Origin of the sequence: Paenibacillus sp. p3-SID867, assembly GCF_025142895.1 — a bacterium.
Taxonomy (GTDB): Bacteria; Bacillota; Bacilli; order Paenibacillales; family Paenibacillaceae; genus Paenibacillus_AQ.
Genome location: NZ_JAMBDM010000019.1, coordinates 38,014 through 60,635, shown reverse-complemented (window position 1 = coordinate 60,635; position 22,622 = coordinate 38,014). Strand labels below are relative to the sequence as shown.

Here is a 22,622-nt window from a genome sequence, read left to right as displayed (position 1 = left end):
CCATTAAGACACTCCTCTCTCAATATTTTTGATTTTGGTGTTGATTCCGACTTCTGTCAGAATGAACTCAGCTGCTCTGCGGACCTCCTGTATGAAATGAAAATTCTCGTGGTTTTTGGCTATAAAGCGATTTTTGGTAAAGAATCCTTTTACGTCTCCATCGTTGTAATGATCCTTGAAGTTGGTATTATACGGAACCGTAAGAATGGGAGCTTTGTAGCGATACTTATTGGCAATGTTCTTGATCTTATATTTTGACTCAATATCATACTGGCCGACCAACAAGACATGTGGCTTTGTGTGTAATTCTGCCGGCCAGGAGTCTTTGCTCTCAAAGTATTTCTCCAGCACATTAATGTTCTGGTTAACACATACAACAATCAGATCCGAATCTTGAAGCATGGATTGTCCCACATTACTATTCGATCCACTATGCAGATCCAAAAGCAAAACGTCGTAGTAGGCGCGTGCACTTTCATAAATGATGTTAAGGACATCCGTCGATGCTTCAAACTGTTCTCGATTAAGTTTTCCACTATTCTTCAGAAAATCGAGACGATCCCGTTCGATGAAAAGGGAGTTGTTTTTAACGGAATCATTTTGCAACTTCCCTGCCCGAACAGCTCGTTCTAAAGAGTCAATGCCGGTACCCGTAAAATCGAAAAACTCAGGATTCGACTGATGTAAAGCTCTTCGAAACGCTCGTTCCAATGTTGCATCGGACCATTGTGGCTGCGCACAAAGGGTTCGAATTTGATATTCCAAACCAATCAAAGCTGCAATTGCTGCGGTATTACTCGTAACGCCCAGGCCGTGTTGGTAGCCCCAAAATGCAATTTGCCCCATAGCTATTTACTCCTTTCAGCTTGCTTCCATAAATTCATTGTTTCCTTGGCGCTTAGTTCAAGAATGTGGGATACTACCGTCTTAATGACGTCTTTGTACGGCCCGGACAACCCTTTCAGTATTACCTTACTGGAGAATTGATTATTAATTTTCCGGGTTAAATCACGCTCATCCGGATAATACGTCAAGGTATCCCCCCAATGAATAGGGTGCTTATCTAAGAGATCATTGAGATAAGTTTCATTTTGAGTACCATGGACTTCAAAAATGATTTTGCTAAAAGGGTACAGCTCGGAAGCCGGCTTTTCTTGAAAATAGGATTGTATAAGCTTTTCATTCTTCCGCATTACTGGATTCTCAAAAGAGGAAACGAGATAATACAGATCAGCTGCCGGCCAATTTCTTAAGGCCTCTTCATTTTCCACATCAATCAGTACGATGTCATATTCGTCGTTCTTAAGTATTGCATCGAGATCACTGTAGCTAGACAAACCTTCAGCAATATCAAAATGGTCATACTCCTGCAATAGCGAGGCCATCTCGACTTTCGGATAGGCAAATTCATATCGGCTGGTTACAGTGCAGTCAGCGATCAGTACCTTCTTTTCCTGTGCCTGTGATATCAGCTTCGCAATGTAAAACATTAAATCAGTCTTATCGTAATCACCTATAAAGAGAATCTTCTTCATGCCTGCCTCCTACTCCGTGACCGTAGTATCTGTTAAAGGGACACTTTCATTGTTATCCGTGAAAACTGCATCCGAGCTTGGATTCATGGGTTGCTGCTGATCAAGTAACGAATTCCCGGTGTTTGCTGAGTTGTCTTCTGCTTTTTCAGACTCTTTCTTCGTACCGTTCAGTCCATTGATATAATCCTGCCTTTGTTTTTCAGTCATGGACTGCAGATCGCTCTCAAGCTTCTGGCGATATCTGCGCTCAAGCTCCGTTTTTGCAACCTCAACAATATTCGGATCGGATTCAATAAGATCCAGCACTTTTTCATTTGCAGGGTACGTAACGTAAGCCCCGTCTTGCACATATGGATCCACATAGCTGAGCGCATATATCGATGCATCGTTGATATACGCATCTACGATTGCACTAGACATGGTAAGAATCTCTTTTTCGTTCATTTCATACCAGATTGTTCCATTGGCCAGATCCTTGACTTTCTTTTTAGACAAAACAATATAATCTTGTCCTGTCGGAAATTTCACACGAACGTCTACAAATTCATCCTTGTCGAGTTTGCTTGGCAGCTCGATTAGGCGGAACTCTTGATTTCTTAAATCATGCGGTGTAATGCCTTCCTCAAAAAGCATGGACGCTGTAATTGGGGTATTCTTTTTGAGATTAATTTTCGTATACTTTCCCACAATGTCATTTGCACTCATTACATTGTCTGGAACGGCTCGTTTCGGAATATTAATTGTCACTAGATCAGATTTTTGTAGAAGATCACCAGCCGTATAATCTGCAGCTGCAACTTGAACTGCTATTGTCTCCTCTTCTAATTGTTTTTTAGCATAGTCACGTTCTTGTTCAATCACGAGCTTTTCACTTTCATTCCTTTTTTCTATGTGATTAAAATAGAAAAATCCGAAAGTAAAACAGATCAACAATACCGCTGCTCCGCCGATTGAGGCCGCTAACAGTAATTGTTTTTGGCGAAATCTTATCCTTGACATGTTTCTTCTCCCTTCTGAACTCAAGCCCACCGTTATTTATCTTGAAAGAACGACTGCATCTTTTTCTTAAGAACTGATAACCGTTGATGCTGATGCAGCTTTAACATATCTTCCAATGTCGAATTTACAACCTTGTCCCTTCTATAAGGATCCGGTTGAAAAGGTAAGGCGTGAATTTTTCGCTTTGGCAGTTTTTTTCTTATATCTTCAATCGTCTGCTTTGTGGCCAAAGGAACACACAATTTCCATCTGCTTTGATCCAGGTGTATCTGTTCCTCAAAGAATGTGGAGATATCTTTTTGCTTCCACTCACTTCCTGACCCAATGACGATGGATATATTAGCTCGTAAGAATTCCTCATAGCAGTAACTATTTTGATAAGCGCCCATATCGAGAATGATGAAAGCATAATTCCCAGGATGGTATTGATAAAGCTTTAGGTCCGTGACATTCTTGACATATCTTACTCCGTCGATTGTAAATGTTGGATTTTTGAGTGTTGTTGGATTTTCAATACCTTCATAGGCAGCTTCAATTTCTACAAAATCATTTGAATCATTTGCCTCTATCAGGAGAACAGGATAATTTTCATTCGCTAAATAGTTTGCAATCATAACAGAGGTATGCGTGCAGCCTACGCCAGGCTTCACGCCGATTACAGCGATGACTGCCGTTCCAACAAATCTTTCTTTTTTGCGTTTATTGCCATTACGCAATATAGGTGCAAAATCGATATCATCTGTTCGAATTACATCTGTGCTTTTTTTCTTCTGACTCTCAATAATCAACCGTTTCTTTTCTTCAATTTTCCCGAAGAGCTTAGAGCTAGTCTCGGAGATTTGTCTCCCTATTCCCCTAGCCTTTTCCCCAATCAAAAATGCCGGTTGATTATCCTGCTCAAATTCATCTGCTCCTATTTTCTTCTCTTCGTTATTTGGATCGGGTGTTTTCTCTACTTCTTCAGGTGACTCAAACAACAAGTCATTTATTTCACTTTCCGGATTGTATTCAACGTCCTGGTTTACCACCGTCATCTGTTCCGGAACAGGGACTGGTAATTTATGTCCTAATGCCTCTAAGAGCCGGAGCTCCACGATACCTGGCTCTAGGTCCATATAATTCAAACAGGTGACACCTTCATCGTGCAGGTTAGAAATTAACTCATCATCCTCACGATGATAAACCAACATAATTGATGAATCTGGTCGTTCAGAGCGCACTTTTTTAATCAGACGTATAAATGCTTCATCCGACCTTATTACATTTTCCATAAAAATAACTACATTCGCTTCGATGGACTCCCACTGAGGTATAAAGAAGTCTAAAGAATCGATTGTCCTTACTATTTTTCCGACCTCACTTAGCTCATCAGTGAGCCATTCTGCTTCATCCCGATCCGGGGTAGCTAAGAATATGCGATTCATTTCAACCCCCTGTTTAAGTCCGTATATTAATTAATTTATTAATTTATTAATATATAAGTATTGAATAGAGAAATTTCATCCAAGATTGTAATATTGCTTTCCTTCGTCTTTAAAAAAGAAGAAGCTGGTTTTAAGGTCCTTCTCAGTATCATATAAATCCTTATCAGTAATAAACCAGACCAAATTAGTAATGCCTTCTTGTAGCAGTAGCTTTTGTGCTAATTCTGCTTTTTCGTCTGAGGATAGCAACAGGACTAAAATCCCCCCATCTTCTCCTCCACTGATATAACTTTTATAGAACTGCGCCTGGTACCTAAGTGTTTTTAGCCACTTCTCATCATCTCGATGAGCCACCAAATAGAATATTATTTTCTTACCAGCCGGTGTTTGAAGTATGTAACGTGCCATTGGTATTTGCTGGTCATCTTCTAATTTCAATATCGGGTGGAATTCAAAATGAATCATATTGAAGTTTTCACGAAGTTGTATGTACAGCTCGTTTGTTACGATGTATTTCATTCGATACAGCATCGTAGTGGGACGAGCTGCTCGCGGATCTCTGTTTCCTAAGGCTATTCCGTACCTATACTTCAAGATATCAGCACCACTAGCTCCGAGTTCGTAAAAACTTTGCCGATTTTCGGTAGGGCTTGAGTAGGTTTTCCACTGAATACGTCTAATCAGCCCATACTTTAGTAATTTCCGAACTCTCTTTTTCACCGTTTCGTCTCGCTCTGCTTCTCCAAAGAAAATCTGTTGTAGTTGTATCAATGTTATCCAACGGTGAACGAATAAAAATTTGACGATTTCAATATCCCTGTCTGTAATCCAACCATTTTTTATTTTTTCTTCGATGTAATAAAACTCATGTCTTGTTAACTGATCCATCCCGGTGATATACGCATATGGATCATCCCATACAGGTTTAGGTTGGAGTGCCATCTCTCCCGTTGTATTTATCAACGGAGACACTTGAAATTCCATAACACACTCCCCTTAATAAATTTCATGAGGAAACTTACAGATTCTTGCTTTTATCCGTCTTCTCTCAGCATCGATGCTCTTTATCTTAACACTTACATGTTTTCCGATTAATTGTCCATGTGATGGCAACCTCTTCGGAAACCATGAAAGCACTTCAATGCCAGGAGCGATTTTTACAAAAATCCCAACATTTTCGACTACCCCTGTTATCTCACCAGCATAAAAATTATCGACTCCAAAATTTTCTCGAACACGATTCCATGGATCCTCTAATAATTCTTTTCGAGATACTTTTACTTGTTGATTCTCTCGATCGATCTTTGTAATTTTCACAGTGAGAGATGTTCCCAAGGGAACTAGGTTTTTAGCGGAGAATGTCCAATCATATTCGTAATCCTGTATTGCAAGTACACATGATACCCCTTTAACCAAAATATATAATCGGCTCTCTTCCCAACCCGATACTGTACCCGTAACAACATGGCCCTCTTCTGCAGTCTCCCAGAATTCTTCCTGCAATTCTTCAATTGCTTGAACACGTGAAAGCAAGACAATTCCCTTTTCTTCATCGAACACCTGATATTGATTAGGGTCCAATCCCATCTTTTGAACATCCAATACCATAAAATCAATTCGATGATCAATAAAGCCGACTAGTGAACGAAATTTATGCTTATCAAACTGATCTTCGAAGATCAATCCCTTAAGGCCGTTATTTAATCGAACAAGTGCACATTCCATTTTTTTACCATGCGGTTCATGTACCTCGACTCCACTTACCGTGCCCTGGTGAATTTGTTTACGTCGAAGAGAAGTACGATACTCTTGCATAGGATTGGACGATAGAGCTTGAAAAGTCGTCATGCTGATTCCTCCTTAACTTTTAAATAAAGTGTACAATTACGATCCGTCAAAAATCGGAATCCTATTAACTCCACTTCTCGACGTTTTCTGTCTATAACATGGATTGCTCTTCGTTTAAACATTTGATTAAAAAGTCCCTCCTCAAGTTCAGAAGACCAAACTACTTTATACAGTCCGCCTTTGGGTAGATGTCCAGATAAATCAATACTGATTTGAATTGAGAAGTTGCTTGTTCTGATATTGCTAACCTCTGCTTTCACTCCTAATTCCTGAGCTGCTACCCTTACCATCGGGTTTTTATTAGACCATTCCTCCAATAGTTGAGGATTTATCATATTAACCGTTTTAACAAATGCGTAGACTGGGACTGATTCATTCATCATTAGACAATTGTTATAGAACGATTCTATTTTCTCCACGTTACAATGAGGATGGGTTAGAACAAATTCCAATTCTTTAATAAGATGCTCATCAAACAATCTAAAACTCCTTTCTATAAGTTCTCCTTTCTACACACTCATATCAATTTATTAAATAATATATATATTAATATACAACTATTAATCAAAAAAATGAAGGACTATTATTTCACCCTCTTTAGATGGCTACCTTTCTCTTTAAATATCCGTTTTTCGGATTTTTTCACAAGTTGGATTTCTAGCTGGGGAAATCCATATCGGTCTGAATTTTGTACCACATCATACTGCAGCCCATCGTACAAAATAAACGAGTTTCCGTCGAAGGATTCACCTTGCTGGATTTGTTCTAAAACATATTCAATAATTTCTCTTGAATAAGGTATTTCTGCTGTAATAGTAATTTCCGGTAGATTATAAAATAGCTGAATTCCTCTGGTTAATAATTTATATGGTTCATCAGTCACGGGATTATTGATTGTAATGATTTTTATTTCATCATTTGATGGGAAAACGATTTTTGCAAGCTTCTCTTCTGGGTAAATCTCAAATTGTATTATGTGACCATTGAACTTCCAGATCTGATTGATATCAAAATCAAGCGAGTACATTTTATCCAATATTGAATGAAATAACTCCTCGTAATTACTTGTTACATTATCTAAATAAATATCAGGATAACCATAATGGTGAAGTCCATGGGTCCGAACATATATAATATTTCCTGCTAAATCGGTAGTAGTAACAGGTCTGATTGAAGGATCAAAAAAATGATACATATATCACCTACTCCTCCCCAATAAATTTCATCTTATATAATTATAGTATCAACCTTCAGTTCCACAAAATATTTTCAAGAACCTCTGTATTTATTTATTTGAGTTGGGTACAATGTACTAGATAGTTAATCTTTTTGTACTGTAATAACATTGGTTTTGAGGAAATATACACCCTTTGATTACGCTAATAGATATATGTTATTTACTTATATTGTGTGTTAATATATATAATAGTAACTTGAAAGGCTCGGTGAAATAATAATGACCTTTTCCTTTGATTTATCGTCACAATTAAAGCCTTATTTAGAAACAATGATTTCCAACTTACCCAATGCTCCAAAATTAGTTATGCAATCATTGTCAAAAAAGGATTACAACAAAGAAGATTTATCGCTTGAAAGCAGAGTCCGCCGCGGAGAACTCAACTATGCTTTAATTTGGATTGAAGCGCTTGGTTTTGTACAGTATAATGCTAGTGGTCGTCAAAAACTTTATAGTCTTACACCATTGGGTATCAAGGTATATGAAGAATTCAACGATTTGTTTCACACTCTAAACGAAGAGCAATAAAGAGTAGCAGACGGATTACTCCGTCTTGCTACTCTTTTTTTCATTGCGGGATATTTGAGCATCGTTTTTGATTTGCTGCGCTAGTTTTAATGCCTTGTCGTCTATGCTTGCCGGTCTAAAGGTTACTCCTCGTGGTGATACTATACTCCCGCCCTCTTCCCCATTTGATGTATTTTCAACAGGATGGCTACTATTGTTTACTGAATCCTGTTCATCCCATAGAGGGCTTCGAACTGTTGTAGGCTCATTAATTTCTGTCTTGGTCTCAATTTCACGAGCATTTGTATGAAGTTCTTTGCGATGTTGAGCTTTCTTCTTAATATTTTCCAATTTATCATTATTATCCTTCGTTTTTATATCATCCATTTCCCCCTCCCTTTTTTCATTTTCAACCTTTATAGTTTCTTGGACATCTTCAATCTCTTCATTAATTTCATCTTCTCCCTTAACCTCGAGTGGAGTGAACAATACTTTCGGAAGCGGGTAGATTAATCCAATGACAGGGTCTAATCTGACATTATTATGTACTCCTCTAAAGAGACATTCCGCCGGATCCCCGGTTTCCGGATTATAACCCTTTAGGCTAAGAATTTCTTTCGGCATAACCGTAAACCTTTTCTCTTCTTTGATTTGGGTTTTAAACCCTGTTGTAGACATTTCATCTGTTCCACTACTCTGGCCAATCTTATATTCCTCTCCTATCATCTCTGAATAGTATTTTGCATCATTTGGATCGAGACCAGCCATTATAAACTTCTGGACAGCATTCTGTTTTACCATTGCGCCTAGCCGCTTACTTACATCATCGAGTTGTTCATTACCCTGATGGATTACATTTACAAATACTTCAAACTCCCTTGCCATTTCCATGAATGTTGAGAATTCTTCATCCGCAAACATTTCAACTTCATCAATAGTCAATTGATGTGGCCGTACATTGCCATCCATATTTCTTCTGAACGTACTCGCACGCATAAGATTTAGAAATAAACGCCCTGCAGTATATGTTAGAGTTTGAAGTGTTCCATACGCTCCATTGAAAAGGATGATTTCTCCATTCTTCATTGCTTCATCTATGCTGAAAGTTGACTTTCCACAGAACATCTTTTGAATATATTTGTTCGACGTCAATTCAGAAAGATAATCATACAAGTTTGAATATGTCTGCATTGCATGCTCTTGCATTTTTGGGGATCCAGCCATATTACGCGTATATTCTCTAAGCAATGCAACTTGGCCCTCTTTACCAAGCAGAGTTATTTCGTGAAGCACTTCTACTCTAAAATCATCATTGATGGGTTGAATCAATCTGTCTAGTTCATTGTATGTTACTTCATTTCCGTAAACTAACTTTAAAGCTTTAACCCCGACACGAAAGAGCTGTGTGGCGCGGCTTTTAAAGTAAATTTGTGCATCTGGACCTAGATATGCATGAAATGCTGCAACATTTCGCTCGATCATCGGTTCAATATCTTCACTCTCTGGGACAAAAAACGGATTAAGACAATCTGAATTAACAATTAATGGATCCAACCTATAATATTTTCTTCCGATACGATCCAAAAAATTAGCCATTCGTTTTATCAAACTTCCTTTAGGATCTATAACTGTGCTTCCGATGTAATCATTTAAAAGATCCTGTGTAATTAAGTTGGTTGCAAATAAGGTTTTACCGGCACCCGTTCCGGCAATTATTTGCCCGTGTTGTGCCCTGTCGGAACGGTTTAGCTTCATGAGTTGACTTTGCCTTTCTTTCGTTGGACGAGTATAAAAGAGTTCTAATTCACATTGCTCCGAATAGTATCTGAGATGGCTTAAGCAGCCAGGTGTATTTAAATCAATACTGTCTAGCTCATTAATTTCTTCCCAAGAAAATTTGTTCTCCGGTTTCTCCTCTCCCCTCTCCATCTCATTATGACTATTAGAAGTTTTCTTGTGATCCTTTCGAGGTTTATTTTCTTCAGCTGCAGCAGACAGTTTACTGAATATTGTTGAACTGACTCTAATACGCAAGGTGTAATATAAAGTAGTAAAAATGGTTAAGATGAATAGTACAAGAGCAATCAAAAGCCCTATTTTTCTATCCGTATAAGCAAGTATCAATTGACCGATTGCAAGAATGCTTAGTGCATTGAGAAAGGTCTGAACAAGAGGTTTAGCATACTGATTTTGATATAGAGCCGGACACGAATATATCGAGTGACCCAAAAAACATGCTAGTATGATCGGAATTGCTCTAAATACTACTGGATCGTCTACTCCATAAATTACATCCTGGTATTTACCAACCAACCATAAAAAAATAAATAAGAGCAGGATTAATAGTGAAAAAGCTTGGATGTTCCAGATAGCATTCTTGTTAGCAGGGTCTAATGTAAACCTCCGGATTGCAATGTAAATATTCTTGAAAATAAAAGCCACCATATGCCCTATTGCTGAGAATATTCCGCCGATTACCATTCCTATATACTTCAATATGACACCACCTTGATTCATGTATATTATTTAATTAATATATTACAATAAATAAGCCATAAATCTACCATACATTTCTATAATTCTTTTAAGTTGATCGGGAATTATCGAAAACCTTTTAGTCTCCTTGGACTAATGTAGCTCTCTCCCTTACGCTGGGATATCTCCTACCATGATGTAGACCCTCTCCCACTGTCCAAAACACCCCTCCAATTGTGTGAGAGAGCCCCTCCATGTATAAATGTATGCTTTTATACTTTAATTTGTAGAAGTGTTATTAGTATATGGATACATCTCTCATTATATAGATATACACATCTTATCTCTAATGAATCTATCTCTATTAGTATTAATATATACGTCTCTCTTACTAATGGAGATATATACATGTGACCATCATGGTCTTCCCGATTCTATGGGAGTCGTATATAATTCTAGTAAGAGAAGCATATTGCAGCGCATAGATACATCTCTCAATAAATTTGGAGAGGGTCTCCAATAAGAAGGGAGGGTTATTGTGAACGAAAATGTCTTTGAAAAGGCCTACACGATCAAGGAATTCAGCGATGCTACCGGAGTCCCCCAAAACACTCTCCGGAATTGGGAAGAGAAGCTTGGGGATGCCTTTATGGTTCCCAGAGATCCGCATGACAACCGTTTTTACACTGACAGACACCTAGAATTAGTGCGGTTAATTCAAAAGTGGCGGGACTCAGAATACGAATTAAGCTTCACCCAGATAAAGCAGATGCTTCTCCATATGAATGCAGCTGGCTCTACCACCGGTATGTTTATGCCTCCAAGTGGGGGGGAAGAGGGTTCCAATTCACTTGTATCTGTCTCCCAGTCGAACTCCCAATCCTTACAACTACAAGAAGTTCAGCAACTTGTAGTAGACATGGAAGCACGAATGCAACAATTTTTTGGACATCTTGATCAAGTCTTAGTGAAACACGCTGAGACTACACAAGAATTCGTACGAAACGAAATCGAAACACTAAAAAATAGCCAGGCTAGTCGTGATGAAAGTTTAATTCAACAAATCGAATCAAAATTTCATGAAAAAATCCAAGAAGAACATAAAGAAATTGTTTCTAATGTAAATTCAATGAAAGACGAGTTTAAATCCCAGGTAGAAACTACAACAGCAAATAGCAAACAACAGTTAGAGGAGCTTATGGCAACCTCCAAGAGCCAGCTCCAACAGCAGTTGGAGGAGAATATGAAGAAATGGGCAGTAATCTCCCGAGAAGATTTAGAGAACTCAAATAGAAAAAAGAGGAAAGGCTTCCTTGGATTATTCGGACGTGGAGATTAGAAGAACCAGAAAAGCGCAGCGTAACGCAGCGCTTTTTTTATGGCCAAAAATCACGTAACGACGGCCTTTTTTTAGAGCAGAGGGCACTCGTTGAAAATTAACGACGCGTTACGCGTCGTTAATTTGAGGATAAAAGAATCCCCTCTCAATGAGAGGGGAGAAGGGATCAGAGCATAAAATCATCATCGTCTTTTGCATTGGATTTGCTGCCGGTATCTCCAAAGAGATCAAACTCACTATTAACTGGTTCCTTAGTCGTTGCTACCTCGTTTTTAGCAATTGTTTTGAATGCTGAAAGATCTAAGGCAGTCTTATTCTTGCGTTCATTCTTCTTCAATTCTAATTCTTGCTCTTCTCGGTCAATCTCTTCTAGCATCTTGGCGATCCGATCAGGCAGTGCGGAGCATACGACACCTGTGTAAAGAATGGCTTTGTTTCGCTCGCCCTCATTATGTTTCCCACGGCTTGTAATCGTTCCCCAATTACTATTGTCAATTAAGCCAGAATGGGGTTTCTCTGCATTAGCAATGAAGCGGCCGAACCGTTCTTCTAATGTTCTGAATTCAGAATCCGAAATAATCGGGTTCTTGTGTTTAGGATGAATAACAGCAACGAAACCATTAACAGCATCTAATTCATAATCAAAGTCATTTGCTGTTGGGGATTCTCTAAAACTCTTTTCGATAATCGAAGTTAAGCTATTCACTTCAAGAGAATCATCTTCGTATATATAGCATTTTCCTGATGAATAGTAGCCTGGAGTACTTAATACATCAAGCAGTTCATCCTCGTCAAAGGTCTTGCTTGAAGGGAGAGAGGTCAAAAAAGCTACTTCGGTTAATAAAGCTGCGAGAGTACTATTACCGTAATCTGTCCATTCCAACCTCGTTTCTGTATCACTAAAAATACCCTCAGTCATTGTAAATAGCTTCTCGTTATCCACGATTGTCACGGATCCACATGCATTTCTCTTAATCAATTCATCAATGTGTGACAATCCCCAGCGAGCATTCTTTTTAATTCCTCGTTTTTCCCATGATCCCGGTACTGACACAATAGCACCAAACGATGGTTTACCATTAAAGGGTTTTCGTACTCTACTCAAGTTACTTAGAATGATAGGGGCTGCGGCATTTCCCGTTCCTCCGCCCATGCCTGCAATAACAAATACAAAATCCGCATCAACTACATCAGAATTACTGAGTAGTGATAACACCTTATCTCGGTTATCCTTAATTGCTGCCTGTCCACGCTCAATATCCTTAACCGCCCCATTGTAGCCATCCAACTTAATGATATTCTGAATGATTTTAAGGTCAGAGAGGTCAGATTCAGAGGTGTTTAGAGCATATACATCGTGCCCTAGACGAGCGAGCTCATCCCCTTGACGGCCACCAAACTGTCCGCATGAAATAAAGCAAAACTTTAGCTTTTTCTTATTCCCATCATCCCGGCGCATAAACCCCTCAAGTGTAATAAAACCAAGATTCATTTCCATAACTTACTCCTCCTTGTTTGGGTTGAGTTTACTATTACGCAAGTACACTGCTAACTGCTTGCCTCTGATTTCGTCTGGAACGTACTTCTTTTGCCGGCGATCGAGTGGAGAGGGGTCAACATTTACAAACCCATTCGTCTCTAAAAGAAGAAGAGCTTTTTCAACGAGATACCGATCCCCAATTTTGCTTACAAGATGTGTCCAGGTAATTCCTCCATCAGCTCTGTGATTCCATATCTCAGCAAAAACACTTGTCATTTCTCGTGGAATCCTTCCTGCGATAAACTCCAAAACTTCCGTGGGATATTGAAGGTCTTGATCATTCAATTTCAATCACCCCTTTCACGCAACGTAACGATGCGTTATTCCACTCAATCAATCCAGATTAGCGTTAAATCAGGATACATTAACGCTGCGTTACGATGCACTAAATAGTTGAATGAAGAGATTATTCACGTTGCTTTACGCGTCGTTAATTATGTAATTCGGTATTGAAGGTCTTGTTTCCTGCATATCATCTAGTTTTATATAACCTAAAACCGAAGAGTTAACGATGCGTTACGCTACGTTATTATTATTTAGCAGGATATTGTTTCCTGTCAAGTTTATAGGGAGTTATTTTTCTTTCTGGAGACCCTCATTTGAGAGATTGAAATTATCGAATGGGTTCAATTACTATATTGTTGACGAGTGGGAATTAGTCTAGAAGGGGGGCCCAAGAGAATGACCTTTTTTTATATTTGATTGATTCATACATCGTGTTTATGACGTTTCCTTCATCGATCCTTTTATCAAGTTACAAGCTGTTCACCCATTAGTTCTTTTATCTATATTTCCACCACACTCTTCATTTAATGCTAAAACGTCTATATTTTTGCTGCATTATCATGTATAGTGCATGTTTATTGTTCCTAGTAATCCCCGACTAATACCCTAAAAAGGGTAAATTCAACCCAAACCCATTCATGGGTTTTGAAGGAGATGAGGTATAATGGCTGACCAGGGGAAATTTGATCGTAATGATCAAGCAGAAGAGGGAGGTAGAAAACGCAAAAGAGGCGCGAACGATTATTCTATAGGCGAAGCAATTGACCTCTTGAATGAAAGAGAGTGGCGCTTATTGGTAGACCTCTACAAATGTAGATGTATACCACAATCAGTTGTCGTCACAACATACTTTTTGGACTCGCCAGACTTGTACTATGAAGAGTATGAAAGTGTAGATAATCATGCCAAGGCTGCTTTCGAGGAAAAGAATAGAAAGAGAGCTGTTCTAAAAGCACGTCGAACATTCAAGCGATTAAAGGATCGTGGTTTGGTTGAAGGAACCTCAATAATTCCAGATGCTGTAGATTTACCAGTGGCCCGAAGAGGAAGGGTAACTGGGGAGACTTGGTACTATCTCTCGCAGAGGGGATTACGAGTTATCGAAAAAAGATTAGAAATACCTGATGATTCAAAATTATCTAAAGTTGAAGTGGATATGGAACGGGCGAAGAAAGAGCACTACTGGGAACTCGGCAAAATATATCTCGATTTGAGATATCGTTGGATGGTAAGTTTCAATGATCTGAAGCAGTTTATTGATTGGGATTGGTATCCATCTGAAAGTGTATGGGGAGACAATGGGGTGATAGAGGTGCGTCCGGATGCTATTTTGCGAATAGGGGAACAGTTGTTTTGTATCGAGTTAGACCGCTCGACAGAACCAATTCAGAGATCTCCATTCCATACTGAACAGGTATCCATACAAAAAAAACTAGAGAGATATAGGGATGTTATAAAAGCTTCGACAAATACTATTATTCGGAATTCCATTATTGCGTTTGTAATTCCAGATGCAGTCTATAAAACAAGACTACTTAATATTGGAAAAGCTGCTGATAAAGTTTTTGGTATAAACCATCGCGTACTAATAGGTCGAAATATTGAAGATATTTTAATAGCATACTCGGACCTTGCAGGAACATCCAACAATGAGTAGAGGGGGAGACCTTTACATTTTAGAGAAAATCCCACTCCAATTGTTGTATATTAATTAATATACTTATGTGTTATTATATTGATTAATTAATATATAAGTATCGGAGGTGATTATTTGAGCAAAAACAAAAAGGTGGTCTTGGTAAGTGTTGGTGTTCTATTACTCTTGATTGCCTCAGTAATTCTATTTCGGAGCCCCACCAAAGAAACCATACCGGAACCAACTTCTCAAGAAGTACATACAGAAGTTAGTGATCCTGTTGGATCAACAACTCACTCAGGCGAATACCAAGAATCCCATGAGAGAGTGGCTAAGGTAATTGATGATGCGAAACATGCCATTTCAGAGAGAGCACCAGGCTGGTGGGACAAAATTGAATCATGGTGGGGGTGGTTCCTAGGATTTAAGACAGAGCATGCCATTATCATTGCACTTGTCGCGTTCTTCTTAATTGGAATCGTCTTTAATCCAAAGAATCGTGATCAATCCCGACATCGATAGGAGGTGAAACAAAATTGGGACTGTTTACGAAGAAGAAAAAGAAAGATGAAGTGAATGATTCTTCACCAACGAAAGAATCCGAAGGACAAGCACCTGAAAAGAAGAAAACCGATAAGTCGATTAAGGAACGTGCACCAAAATCTAGAACCGGCTTAAAACTGCTCAGAACATGCGTCTGGGTTTTCATGTGCTTCATAATTTTTAAGGGCTGCATGTCGTTTGTCCAAGGGACTCGAGTAATTAACCAAACCGTTATAAACGGGAATACGGCTCCGATCATCGAAGAAAAGGTAAAAGGTTTCGCAGCGGACTTTGCAGCTGAATACTTCACCTGGAACACAGGCAACTTCTCTGAACGATCAACACGATTATCCGGATTCATATCTGGCATAGATTCCGATGCTGGTATTAAGGCGCTCGACATCAAAGGCTCGAGTCGAGTTCTTTCAACTGAAGTTTTCGATACAAAAAAACTAAGCGATAACCAAGTTGAGGTTACGGTGATGGTCCGTAGAGAAGTTGAACCTCTTATGGACCAAACCGCATCGCAGACTCCACAATCGAAAGATGATTCTACTCAAGAGGACGCGATCATACCATTGCCGGAAAATGAGAAATCAATTAAGAAGGTTTACATGGTAGTTCCTGTAACACTGGTTGAAGAAGGTATGGTAATCCGATCATATCCGCGGTTTGTCTCCGAGATGCCCAAGGCGGAATCCGTCGAAGCGGCATCGAACGGTCCTTCAATCTCTGATACTAGCACCATTGCTTTAGCAAAAGAACTAACCAGCAGCTTTCTTAATGCGTGGTATGAGGGAAACATTAGTCAGCTTCGATATTTTTACTCTAATGCAGACGATGCTCCCAAATCCCTAAATAAATCCGCCTTTGACTTTGATCGTGTCGAGAGCCTAAACATGTATAGAAATGAATCACAAAGTGGAGTAATGAAAATTCTGGCAACAGTCATAGTGAAAAGTGATATTGGAGAATCATTCACCAATGCATGGTCTTTCGAAGTAATTGAAAAAGATGGGCGCCTCTACATGCTTGATACTGCTCAAGAGGAAGACATTATCGGAACTGAAAATCAAGAACTGACGTCCGATCCGCAGCAGACAACGGATGAGGAAAACCCAGACCAACCCGCTTCCAATAATCAAGAATAACGAAGGGATGCTTTGATAAATGAGAAAATTAAATAAGGATCTGGTGATCCGCACCACATTGCTCTCGATAGCATTAATGTTAATGGCCACGCCGGCATTTGCTAGTGGCCCTGGACAAAAATTGGGGACTTGGCTTACATCAAATATTGGTGCAGTGATACCAGGAATCCTAATCACAATTGGTGCTTATCACATGATAAAGCGAGATTGGATGAAGCTCGTCAGTTTTATGGGAATCGCACTTATTGTGGCAGTACTGATGAACTGGGAAGACGTCAAAAAATTATCCAAATATTTCTTTGATGCAATCTTCGGGGGCATTTAATGAGCGAAAAGCAATCTGAATCTCCTCGGGTGACCGTATCGAACTACTCGAAGATATGGACATGGGATTGGGTTATATATGCTTTTGAAGGTAAGAAGTTACCCGTTCCGGCGAACGTAAGAGCGATCGGCACATTCTTCGCTTGTTTAGTGTTTTGGTTTATCGTAGGAAAAATCTTATTTTTTATCCCACCGGCCTACACATATGCTGTTTTACCGTTCGTCTCAGCGTGGCTGATTATGAAGCAGAAGCTTGATGGTAAGGCTCCACACAAATGGCTGCTATCTATGATTTTCCATTGGATTAGACCGAAACACCTTAGGAGATACAAATCGATCCAGCACAATAAACGATATTCCTATGGCAGTAAAGTGGTGTATCGCACTCAAAGGGAGCGCGGGTAATCCGCGCTCCCTTTGTTAATAAGGAGGGTAGGACATTGAGCGTCGAAGCTACAAAAAAAGCGAACAAAATCAACATCGAGTTTCCTATCGCTTACTTTGAAGGGAACCTAATATTTAACCATAACAAGCAGGTCTGGGCCATTTATGAGCTAGATCCCTTCGTATATGACCATCAAAGTGACCAACAAAAAATAGACCGTTTGATAGCACAAACTTCATTTTTAAGCATGTTAACGGATCAATTCCATATACTCTGGCTACCTAAAGCCCATGATATTGCGAAACATCATGAACGCCTCAGGCAACGAAACTCCGGGCCGCTTAAAAAATGGGGAAACCGGTATGTAACCGGACTTGAAGAGTATTTGAGCGAAGCCTATGATACCTCGGAAGGATCCAACAACGCAGAGTATCGTCCATATATCATTGTCTACATCCCCAAAAACGGTGATAAGGACCTAGTAGAGCAAATTGAGACCGCGTATACCGAAGTAAAAAAATTGTTTCTTCATCCTAAACGTTTTTTCGAACATATCTCCGGTCTCAATGAACCAGAGATCTTTGAACATGAATTTCAAGCTTATATGGTAAAAGAGAGGCAAATATATGATAGGATTTCACGACGAGTAAAAGTAAAACGTGGCACTCCCGCTACTTCAGAATGGTTAATTAAACGCAATTTCTGGTGGGGAATATCCGATCCTGTATTACGTTCGACAAAAGAAAAACCCTGGTCACCAAAGAAAAGGAAAGGGAAGCGGGGTGGGCTCGATACGTTTTTGTATGATTCTAGGCAGATCATTACCTTAACCGAAGCCGAAATTGACTGTGGCACGCATCCCCGCCGACTACAAATTAGCCAGCCGCATAATGGAGAGGATCAATCTGTCTACCATACGTACCTAACCGTTTCTGAACTACCAGATAATATGGACATGCCTGGAAGTGAATGGCTCTACAGTGCCGCCACGCTCCCATTTCCAGTTCAAATGAGCATCAAAGTAGAAGTTTTGGAAGCGCCAGAGGCAATCAAGAAGCTCCTTAAGAAAAAGACTGATATCGATAACCAGGTAAAGAATGTACAGGAGGCTGGAGCTGCAGTTCCGATTGAACTCGCAGAAAAGCAAGAGAAGGCCCTGTACCTCGAAGATGAGTATAAAAAACGGAAAAACCCTACATTCATAACACATGTTACATTCGGTCTTTTCCATACCGATGTCAATTTGCTTAAGAGCAATGCAAAAATATTGCAGGATCATTTTCGAGATTTCGGTAACATTCACGTCGAAATGCCTGCCGGGGATCAATGGCTGCTCTTCAATGATTTTATCCCTGGATCACCTCGCTATGTCTCTGATTATATTCAACGAATCCCTCCAGAAACTCTGGCTTCAGGAATGTTTGGAGCGACTCAGCAGCTGGGAGACAACATCGGAGTTTATATCGGTACGACGGGAACATTACAACAGCCTGTTTATGTCGATCTTCGGCATGCAAGCCAAATTAACCGCTCACCTTCCTTCACCATCAGTGGGACATTAGGTGGCGGTAAATCGGTTTTGCTTAATCTGTTAGGTTATATCAATGCGGCCTGTGGGGGAAAAACTTTGATCTTTGACCCCAAAGGCGAGCGATCCCATTGGCCAGAAATGCTCCCAGAACTAAAGGGGCAGATCCAGGTAGCTACCTTATCCGCTTCTCATGAAGACCAGGGAAAACTCGATCCTTTCGTGATGTTGCACAACATCGAAGACGCCAAAGAGGCAGCGATGGACATCCTATCTTATCTAGCCTCTGTGAAAAGTGACCGGGTTGAATATAGTTATATTTCTCAAGCTGTGACAAGAGTAGCATCTGAACCGAATCCGTATCTGAAAAAATGTATTGATGTTCTTCGTGAAATGGGAGAGACAAGACAGCCTGCAGCTGTTGTTGCTGAAGTTCTCGATAGTTTCAGTGACTTGTCATTTGCGAAGTTACTCTTTGGCAATGGAGAGCAAAAAACCATTAACCTGGACTATGCAATGAATATCTTACAGGTCCAAAATCTTAAGATGCCTCCAGTCGAAAAACCTCCAGAGAACTATTCACTGGTTGAGAAAATGTCCGTTGCTACTATGTATTCGATCGGCCGTTTCATGGATACCTTTATTTATTTTGATCGTTCGGTTTTCACGTTAGCCGAAATGGATGAAGCCTGGGCGATCCTACGGACTCAAATCGGTAAAGAAATGGCAGACCGAGTCATCCGTACAGGCCGTTCCCTAAATGGGGGGCTTGGAATTGCAACACAGAATCCTACCGATGTAGCCGGAGATCTTGCAGGGAACATAGGAATGAAGTTTGCCTTCCGTGACTCTGATACAACAAAGATTAAAAATACACTCTCCTATTACGGACTGGAACACACCCAAGAAAATATTGACCTTATTAAAAATCTTGATAATGGTCAATGTCTCATGCAAGACATCTACGGCCGTATAGGCGTACTTACAGTCGATGTTGTGTTTCAACGACTATTTGACTGTTTTGATACTCGTCCGCCAGAGGAAGAGAGTTCTGATCAAGAAGAAGAAAGTGAGTTCTCGATTCTGGAGAAGTTCCAAGAACATTACGAGCAGTTTTCTGCAGCGGGTGATGTAGGAGGGGAGCTTGATGAAGAATATCCAGACGAAGATTAGTCGACTCAAAATTAAGAAACCTCTTGTACTGCTTGGTATAGTCGTCTGTTTTCTATTGATTCTTGTTCTTCCTACCGTAGTAGAAGCGTCATCCATTGATGAAATGGTTCCTTCCGACAACAATAAAGAAGCTATTTACAACAAGTATGGGGCCACAAATTATTCATTTCAGACGCTTCTACCTGAGCGATCCTTTTGGCAAATCGGCCAGAAAGCATCGGACGGAATTGTAAGAGTCTATGATCATATTCTAAGCTTCTTCTTTCTCGTCCTTGTTCAGATCACGCGACTATTTACGTTCTTAGCTCATCAAGCATTTACGTTTTCTTTCATGGATCAGCTGATTGATGCCATTGAAAGCATTATTCAAAACATAACCGGAGTGAATGACGGTTTATTAGGAAACGGTTTATGGGGAAGTCTGTTCGGAATTTTTGCGTCCATTACGGTCCTATATATTTTGTTCAATATGATTCGTGGGCGTTATATGGACGGTTACCAATCCGCTGTTGGTTTTATAATGGCTGTCGTTATTTGCCTTGGGTTCTTTTCAAATGCTGGCACGATTATCAAATCCTTTAACAGTATTGGAAACGAAATGGGGGGATTGGTATATTCACTCCTTGCCAAAGCAACGGGACTCAATATGGACCCCAATGCCGGCGTTGGTATAATCTCCGAACAAGTATGGAATGAGCTGGTTGTCCGACCATATAGTATGCTTCAGTTTGATGATTCGGAGCTTCGAAAAAAAGACCCTCAGATGCTTAATGAGGTACTCGCTACGGCGCCTTTTTCGGAGGAACGTGAAGCGATTTTGCAGAAAGCGCAAAGTAAGTACCCAGCAATTGGTCGTGAGAGACCTTATGAACAAATGCTTATCCTTGTCTGCTACTATATATTTTCAATATTTACGCTAGGGTTATTCACCTTCTGGGCAATTCTTTCTGTTTTCTATCGTGTGAAACTACTGATTCATGCCGGCGTAATGGCCGTAACATTACTTGTCACTCTTCTTCCAGGTCGAGAAGCGGGATTCAACTCCATGAAGCAGCAGTTTATCAAGTTAATCGGTCTTTGTGTTATGACCACCTTTGTGATGTTCTTCCTTAGTTTATCCCTTGTATTTGGACATCAATCCTATGATGTAGTCTATCAAGCGGGAGCCGGCTGGTTTACTGCAATGATCGTAGAAGCTATCGTAGTTGTCGTGGTGTTCAAATACCGTAACGAGATTGGGGATGTCTTTAGTAAAGCTGCAGGTCATATCCCAATGCCAGCTCGCGCCAAATCTACAGTTGTTGACGCATTGCAGCGTAATGTAACAAGAACCTTGTACAGTAATGCGACGGGTAAAATTAGCAGTATGTTCAATCGCAAGGAACATGAAGGGGTTCCTAGTACATTTAAACCGGCTGCACTCAGTACTGCTGATAATAACATCAATGATGCTACCACTGCGAGCATGGTGCTCCGATACCAGAGGGAGAAGAAGGCTGCCGAGCAGCTATCTAACGATACTGGCGGCCAGCCTCAATACTCGCCATTCGTGCAAAAAGTAAATGAAAACCTACAAAATGGAAGCAAAAATCCATTTCGTGGCCTGGACAAGGAATGGAAGGAAGAAAAGACTCGGTTATCGTCTGTCAAAGCTGATGGCGGGGATATGCGAAATGCAATCCTTATGCAGGGCGTGAATGAGGACATGAATGACCAAGAGGTTGCAGCAACCTTGTATTCAAATGAAAATGCGATCCGAGAGGCAAGTACTTTCATGGTTAACCGCCCTAAACATGCTGTGAACCAAATGAATAGAGCAAAAACACTTAATCGAAACCGAAAGCTGGAGACCGCGGTGGACGATTTTGTCATGGTCCAACTTTTCCAACGCTACAAAACCGAGTACAAACAAGCCGTAGATACTTCTATCGAAACTGGCGAGCCGGTGCGTCATACAGATTTTGTTAAGAACATGGATGATGGATTCAAGAAAGCAGGCCTTAATACGACCAATAAAGTGAATACCACTATGCTGTCCAGGAAAGGCCGAATTTCAGTCGCTACACATTTTCAATCCATCCCTGAATACGGAACTCAAAAAGAGAAGCTGCTGAAAGCGAACGAGTCGTTCAGAAAGGTTGCTGTGCAAAATGGTGGGATCCCAGAAACACCTAAGTTTCAGCCTCATCCGTTACAGAATCCCGCAACCATTATAAAGAGCATGCCCCCGCTTCCTTCAGCTCAAATCAGAACTGGAGGAAAGATGGATTATGCTACGCAGATTAAGCTTCCTACTTCAATCACGGCTACACCTGTGACCGAACCAAAGTTGACCGTAAACAACGTGAAGTTCAGCAACCCGGCTCTCAAGAACAAAATTGAAACTTCACGGGCAAACCTCAAAAACAACATAACAACGGAAGACTTACAAGACATGCGGTTAGAAATCGACACCAACGCGAAAACAGCAGTCGTTATGAACCTAAGAAATAAGGTCTCCGGTGAAGTATCAGGTGGACTAGATGATATGCAAGCCTCCCTTGAAATCATGAAAAAGGCTCGCGGTCAATTAAATCGTGCGGAAGTGACGACAGCGAACCGGAGTATGGAAAAGTCAGTAGCCAATAAAGCCCAGAGCGGTAGAAAGCAGACCAGGGCTTATAGACAGCTTGACTAATTGGGGGAAAAAATTA

Annotated in this window: 20 protein-coding genes; 9 read left to right on the top strand and 11 right to left on the bottom strand. The window is 40.2% G+C overall.

Going from position 1 to position 22,622, the window contains the following annotated elements; translation table 11 throughout:
- Positions 1 to 3 precede the first annotated feature (3 nt).
- The 8 genes from M4D81_RS28390 to M4D81_RS28355 all read right to left on the bottom strand — a co-directional run bounded on the left by M4D81_RS28390 (position 4) and on the right by M4D81_RS28355 (position 7,001).
- Entirely contained in the window at positions 4 to 846 is an 843-nt protein-coding gene (locus M4D81_RS28390) for a P-loop NTPase family protein (protein WP_260068878.1), read from the bottom strand.
- A 2-nt stretch (positions 847 to 848) separates the two neighbouring features.
- Positions 849 to 1,535 (bottom strand): hypothetical protein, encoded by a 687-nt coding sequence (locus M4D81_RS28385; RefSeq protein WP_260068877.1) that lies wholly within the window; start codon positions 1,533 to 1,535, stop codon positions 849 to 851.
- A gap of 9 nt (positions 1,536 to 1,544) precedes the next feature.
- Positions 1,545 to 2,534 carry an SAF domain-containing protein gene (locus M4D81_RS28380; RefSeq protein WP_260068876.1) on the bottom strand — a complete coding sequence of 330 codons (990 nt, stop codon included), beginning with the start codon at positions 2,532 to 2,534 and terminating at the stop codon, positions 1,545 to 1,547.
- Between the two features lie 32 nt (positions 2,535 to 2,566).
- The gene (locus M4D81_RS28375; protein ID WP_260068875.1) at positions 2,567 to 3,958 is read right to left on the bottom strand and encodes a P-loop NTPase family protein; all 1,392 of its coding nucleotides are present in this window, start codon (positions 3,956 to 3,958) and stop codon (positions 2,567 to 2,569) included.
- Between the two features lie 75 nt (positions 3,959 to 4,033).
- Complete coding sequence (locus tag M4D81_RS28370; RefSeq protein WP_260068874.1) at positions 4,034 to 4,942, bottom strand: hypothetical protein; 909 nt, start codon at positions 4,940 to 4,942, stop codon at positions 4,034 to 4,036.
- A gap of 12 nt (positions 4,943 to 4,954) precedes the next feature.
- On the bottom strand, positions 4,955 to 5,806 hold the full coding sequence (locus M4D81_RS28365) for a 30S ribosomal protein S1 (RefSeq protein ID WP_260068873.1): 852 nt from the start codon (positions 5,804 to 5,806) through the stop codon (positions 4,955 to 4,957).
- On the bottom strand, positions 5,803 to 6,285 hold the full coding sequence (locus tag M4D81_RS28360) for a hypothetical protein (protein WP_260068872.1): 483 nt from the start codon (positions 6,283 to 6,285) through the stop codon (positions 5,803 to 5,805). The genes M4D81_RS28365 and M4D81_RS28360 overlap by 4 nt, the downstream gene beginning before the upstream one ends.
- A gap of 104 nt (positions 6,286 to 6,389) precedes the next feature.
- Complete coding sequence (locus tag M4D81_RS28355; protein ID WP_260068871.1) at positions 6,390 to 7,001, bottom strand: hypothetical protein; 612 nt, start codon at positions 6,999 to 7,001, stop codon at positions 6,390 to 6,392.
- A gap of 261 nt (positions 7,002 to 7,262) precedes the next feature.
- Between M4D81_RS28355 and M4D81_RS28350 the strand changes: the two genes are divergently transcribed.
- Positions 7,263 to 7,571: a hypothetical protein gene (locus M4D81_RS28350; RefSeq protein WP_119851401.1), complete on the top strand. Its 309-nt coding sequence runs from the start codon at positions 7,263 to 7,265 to the stop codon at positions 7,569 to 7,571.
- Positions 7,572 to 7,586: 15 nt separating this feature from the next.
- Here M4D81_RS28350 and M4D81_RS28345 read toward each other — a convergent pair whose 3' ends face one another.
- Positions 7,587 to 10,046 carry a type IV secretory system conjugative DNA transfer family protein gene (locus M4D81_RS28345; protein ID WP_260068870.1) on the bottom strand — a complete coding sequence of 820 codons (2,460 nt, stop codon included), beginning with the start codon at positions 10,044 to 10,046 and terminating at the stop codon, positions 7,587 to 7,589.
- Between the two features lie 517 nt (positions 10,047 to 10,563).
- Here M4D81_RS28345 and M4D81_RS28340 point away from each other — a divergent pair.
- On the top strand, positions 10,564 to 11,364 hold the full coding sequence (locus M4D81_RS28340; RefSeq protein ID WP_260068869.1) for a helix-turn-helix domain-containing protein: 801 nt from the start codon (positions 10,564 to 10,566) through the stop codon (positions 11,362 to 11,364).
- Between the two features lie 166 nt (positions 11,365 to 11,530).
- On the opposite strand, the gene M4D81_RS28335 is transcribed toward M4D81_RS28340, so the two are convergent.
- Positions 11,531 to 12,862 carry an FtsZ/tubulin family protein gene (locus M4D81_RS28335; protein WP_260068868.1) on the bottom strand — a complete coding sequence of 444 codons (1,332 nt, stop codon included), beginning with the start codon at positions 12,860 to 12,862 and terminating at the stop codon, positions 11,531 to 11,533.
- A 3-nt stretch (positions 12,863 to 12,865) separates the two neighbouring features.
- Positions 12,866 to 13,189, bottom strand: coding sequence for a hypothetical protein (locus tag M4D81_RS28330; RefSeq protein WP_260068867.1), 324 nt, complete (start codon positions 13,187 to 13,189; stop codon positions 12,866 to 12,868).
- 664 nt (positions 13,190 to 13,853) lie between these two features.
- Between M4D81_RS28330 and M4D81_RS28325 the strand changes: the two genes are divergently transcribed.
- The 7 genes from M4D81_RS28325 (at position 13,854) to M4D81_RS28295 (ending at position 22,606) form a co-directional block, all read left to right on the top strand.
- Entirely contained in the window at positions 13,854 to 14,846 is a 993-nt protein-coding gene (locus M4D81_RS28325) for a replication-relaxation family protein (RefSeq protein WP_148246128.1), read from the top strand.
- Positions 14,847 to 14,960: 114 nt separating this feature from the next.
- Positions 14,961 to 15,347: a hypothetical protein gene (locus tag M4D81_RS28320; RefSeq protein ID WP_148246129.1), complete on the top strand. Its 387-nt coding sequence runs from the start codon at positions 14,961 to 14,963 to the stop codon at positions 15,345 to 15,347.
- Positions 15,348 to 15,361: 14 nt separating this feature from the next.
- On the top strand, positions 15,362 to 16,519 hold the full coding sequence (locus M4D81_RS28315) for a conjugal transfer protein (protein ID WP_260068866.1): 1,158 nt from the start codon (positions 15,362 to 15,364) through the stop codon (positions 16,517 to 16,519).
- Between the two features lie 19 nt (positions 16,520 to 16,538).
- Complete coding sequence (locus M4D81_RS28310; RefSeq protein WP_119851408.1) at positions 16,539 to 16,844, top strand: hypothetical protein; 306 nt, start codon at positions 16,539 to 16,541, stop codon at positions 16,842 to 16,844.
- Complete coding sequence (locus tag M4D81_RS28305) at positions 16,844 to 17,248, top strand: conjugal transfer protein (RefSeq protein WP_260068865.1); 405 nt, start codon at positions 16,844 to 16,846, stop codon at positions 17,246 to 17,248. Before M4D81_RS28310 ends, M4D81_RS28305 begins: the two co-directional genes overlap by 1 nt.
- 35 nt (positions 17,249 to 17,283) lie before the next feature.
- On the top strand, positions 17,284 to 19,929 hold the full coding sequence (locus M4D81_RS28300; protein WP_260068864.1) for an ATP-binding protein: 2,646 nt from the start codon (positions 17,284 to 17,286) through the stop codon (positions 19,927 to 19,929).
- Positions 19,904 to 22,606, top strand: coding sequence for a CD3337/EF1877 family mobilome membrane protein (locus tag M4D81_RS28295; RefSeq protein ID WP_260068863.1), 2,703 nt, complete (start codon positions 19,904 to 19,906; stop codon positions 22,604 to 22,606). Before M4D81_RS28300 ends, M4D81_RS28295 begins: the two co-directional genes overlap by 26 nt.
- Positions 22,607 to 22,622 lie beyond the last annotated feature (16 nt).

Excerpts from the sequence above, each read along its gene's own strand:
- M4D81_RS28380 (WP_260068876.1), bottom strand. The coding sequence starts at position 2,534 with ATGTCAAGGATAAGATTTCGCCAAAAACAATTACTGTTAGCGGCCTCA.
- M4D81_RS28295 (WP_260068863.1), top strand. The coding sequence starts at position 19,904 with ATGAAGAATATCCAGACGAAGATTAGTCGACTCAAAATTAAGAAACCT.
- M4D81_RS28350 (WP_119851401.1), top strand. The coding sequence starts at position 7,263 with ATGACCTTTTCCTTTGATTTATCGTCACAATTAAAGCCTTATTTAGAA.
- M4D81_RS28310 (WP_119851408.1), top strand. The coding sequence starts at position 16,539 with ATGAGAAAATTAAATAAGGATCTGGTGATCCGCACCACATTGCTCTCG.
- M4D81_RS28355 (WP_260068871.1), bottom strand. The coding sequence starts at position 7,001 with ATGTATCATTTTTTTGATCCTTCAATCAGACCTGTTACTACTACCGAT.
- M4D81_RS28370 (WP_260068874.1), bottom strand. The coding sequence starts at position 4,942 with ATGGAATTTCAAGTGTCTCCGTTGATAAATACAACGGGAGAGATGGCA.
- M4D81_RS28325 (WP_148246128.1), top strand. The coding sequence starts at position 13,854 with ATGGCTGACCAGGGGAAATTTGATCGTAATGATCAAGCAGAAGAGGGA.
- M4D81_RS28390 (WP_260068878.1), bottom strand. The coding sequence starts at position 846 with ATGGGGCAAATTGCATTTTGGGGCTACCAACACGGCCTGGGCGTTACG.
- M4D81_RS28335 (WP_260068868.1), bottom strand. The coding sequence starts at position 12,862 with ATGGAAATGAATCTTGGTTTTATTACACTTGAGGGGTTTATGCGCCGG.
- M4D81_RS28375 (WP_260068875.1), bottom strand. The coding sequence starts at position 3,958 with ATGAATCGCATATTCTTAGCTACCCCGGATCGGGATGAAGCAGAATGG.
- M4D81_RS28305 (WP_260068865.1), top strand. The coding sequence starts at position 16,844 with ATGAGCGAAAAGCAATCTGAATCTCCTCGGGTGACCGTATCGAACTAC.
- M4D81_RS28365 (WP_260068873.1), bottom strand. The coding sequence starts at position 5,806 with ATGACGACTTTTCAAGCTCTATCGTCCAATCCTATGCAAGAGTATCGT.
- M4D81_RS28385 (WP_260068877.1), bottom strand. The coding sequence starts at position 1,535 with ATGAAGAAGATTCTCTTTATAGGTGATTACGATAAGACTGATTTAATG.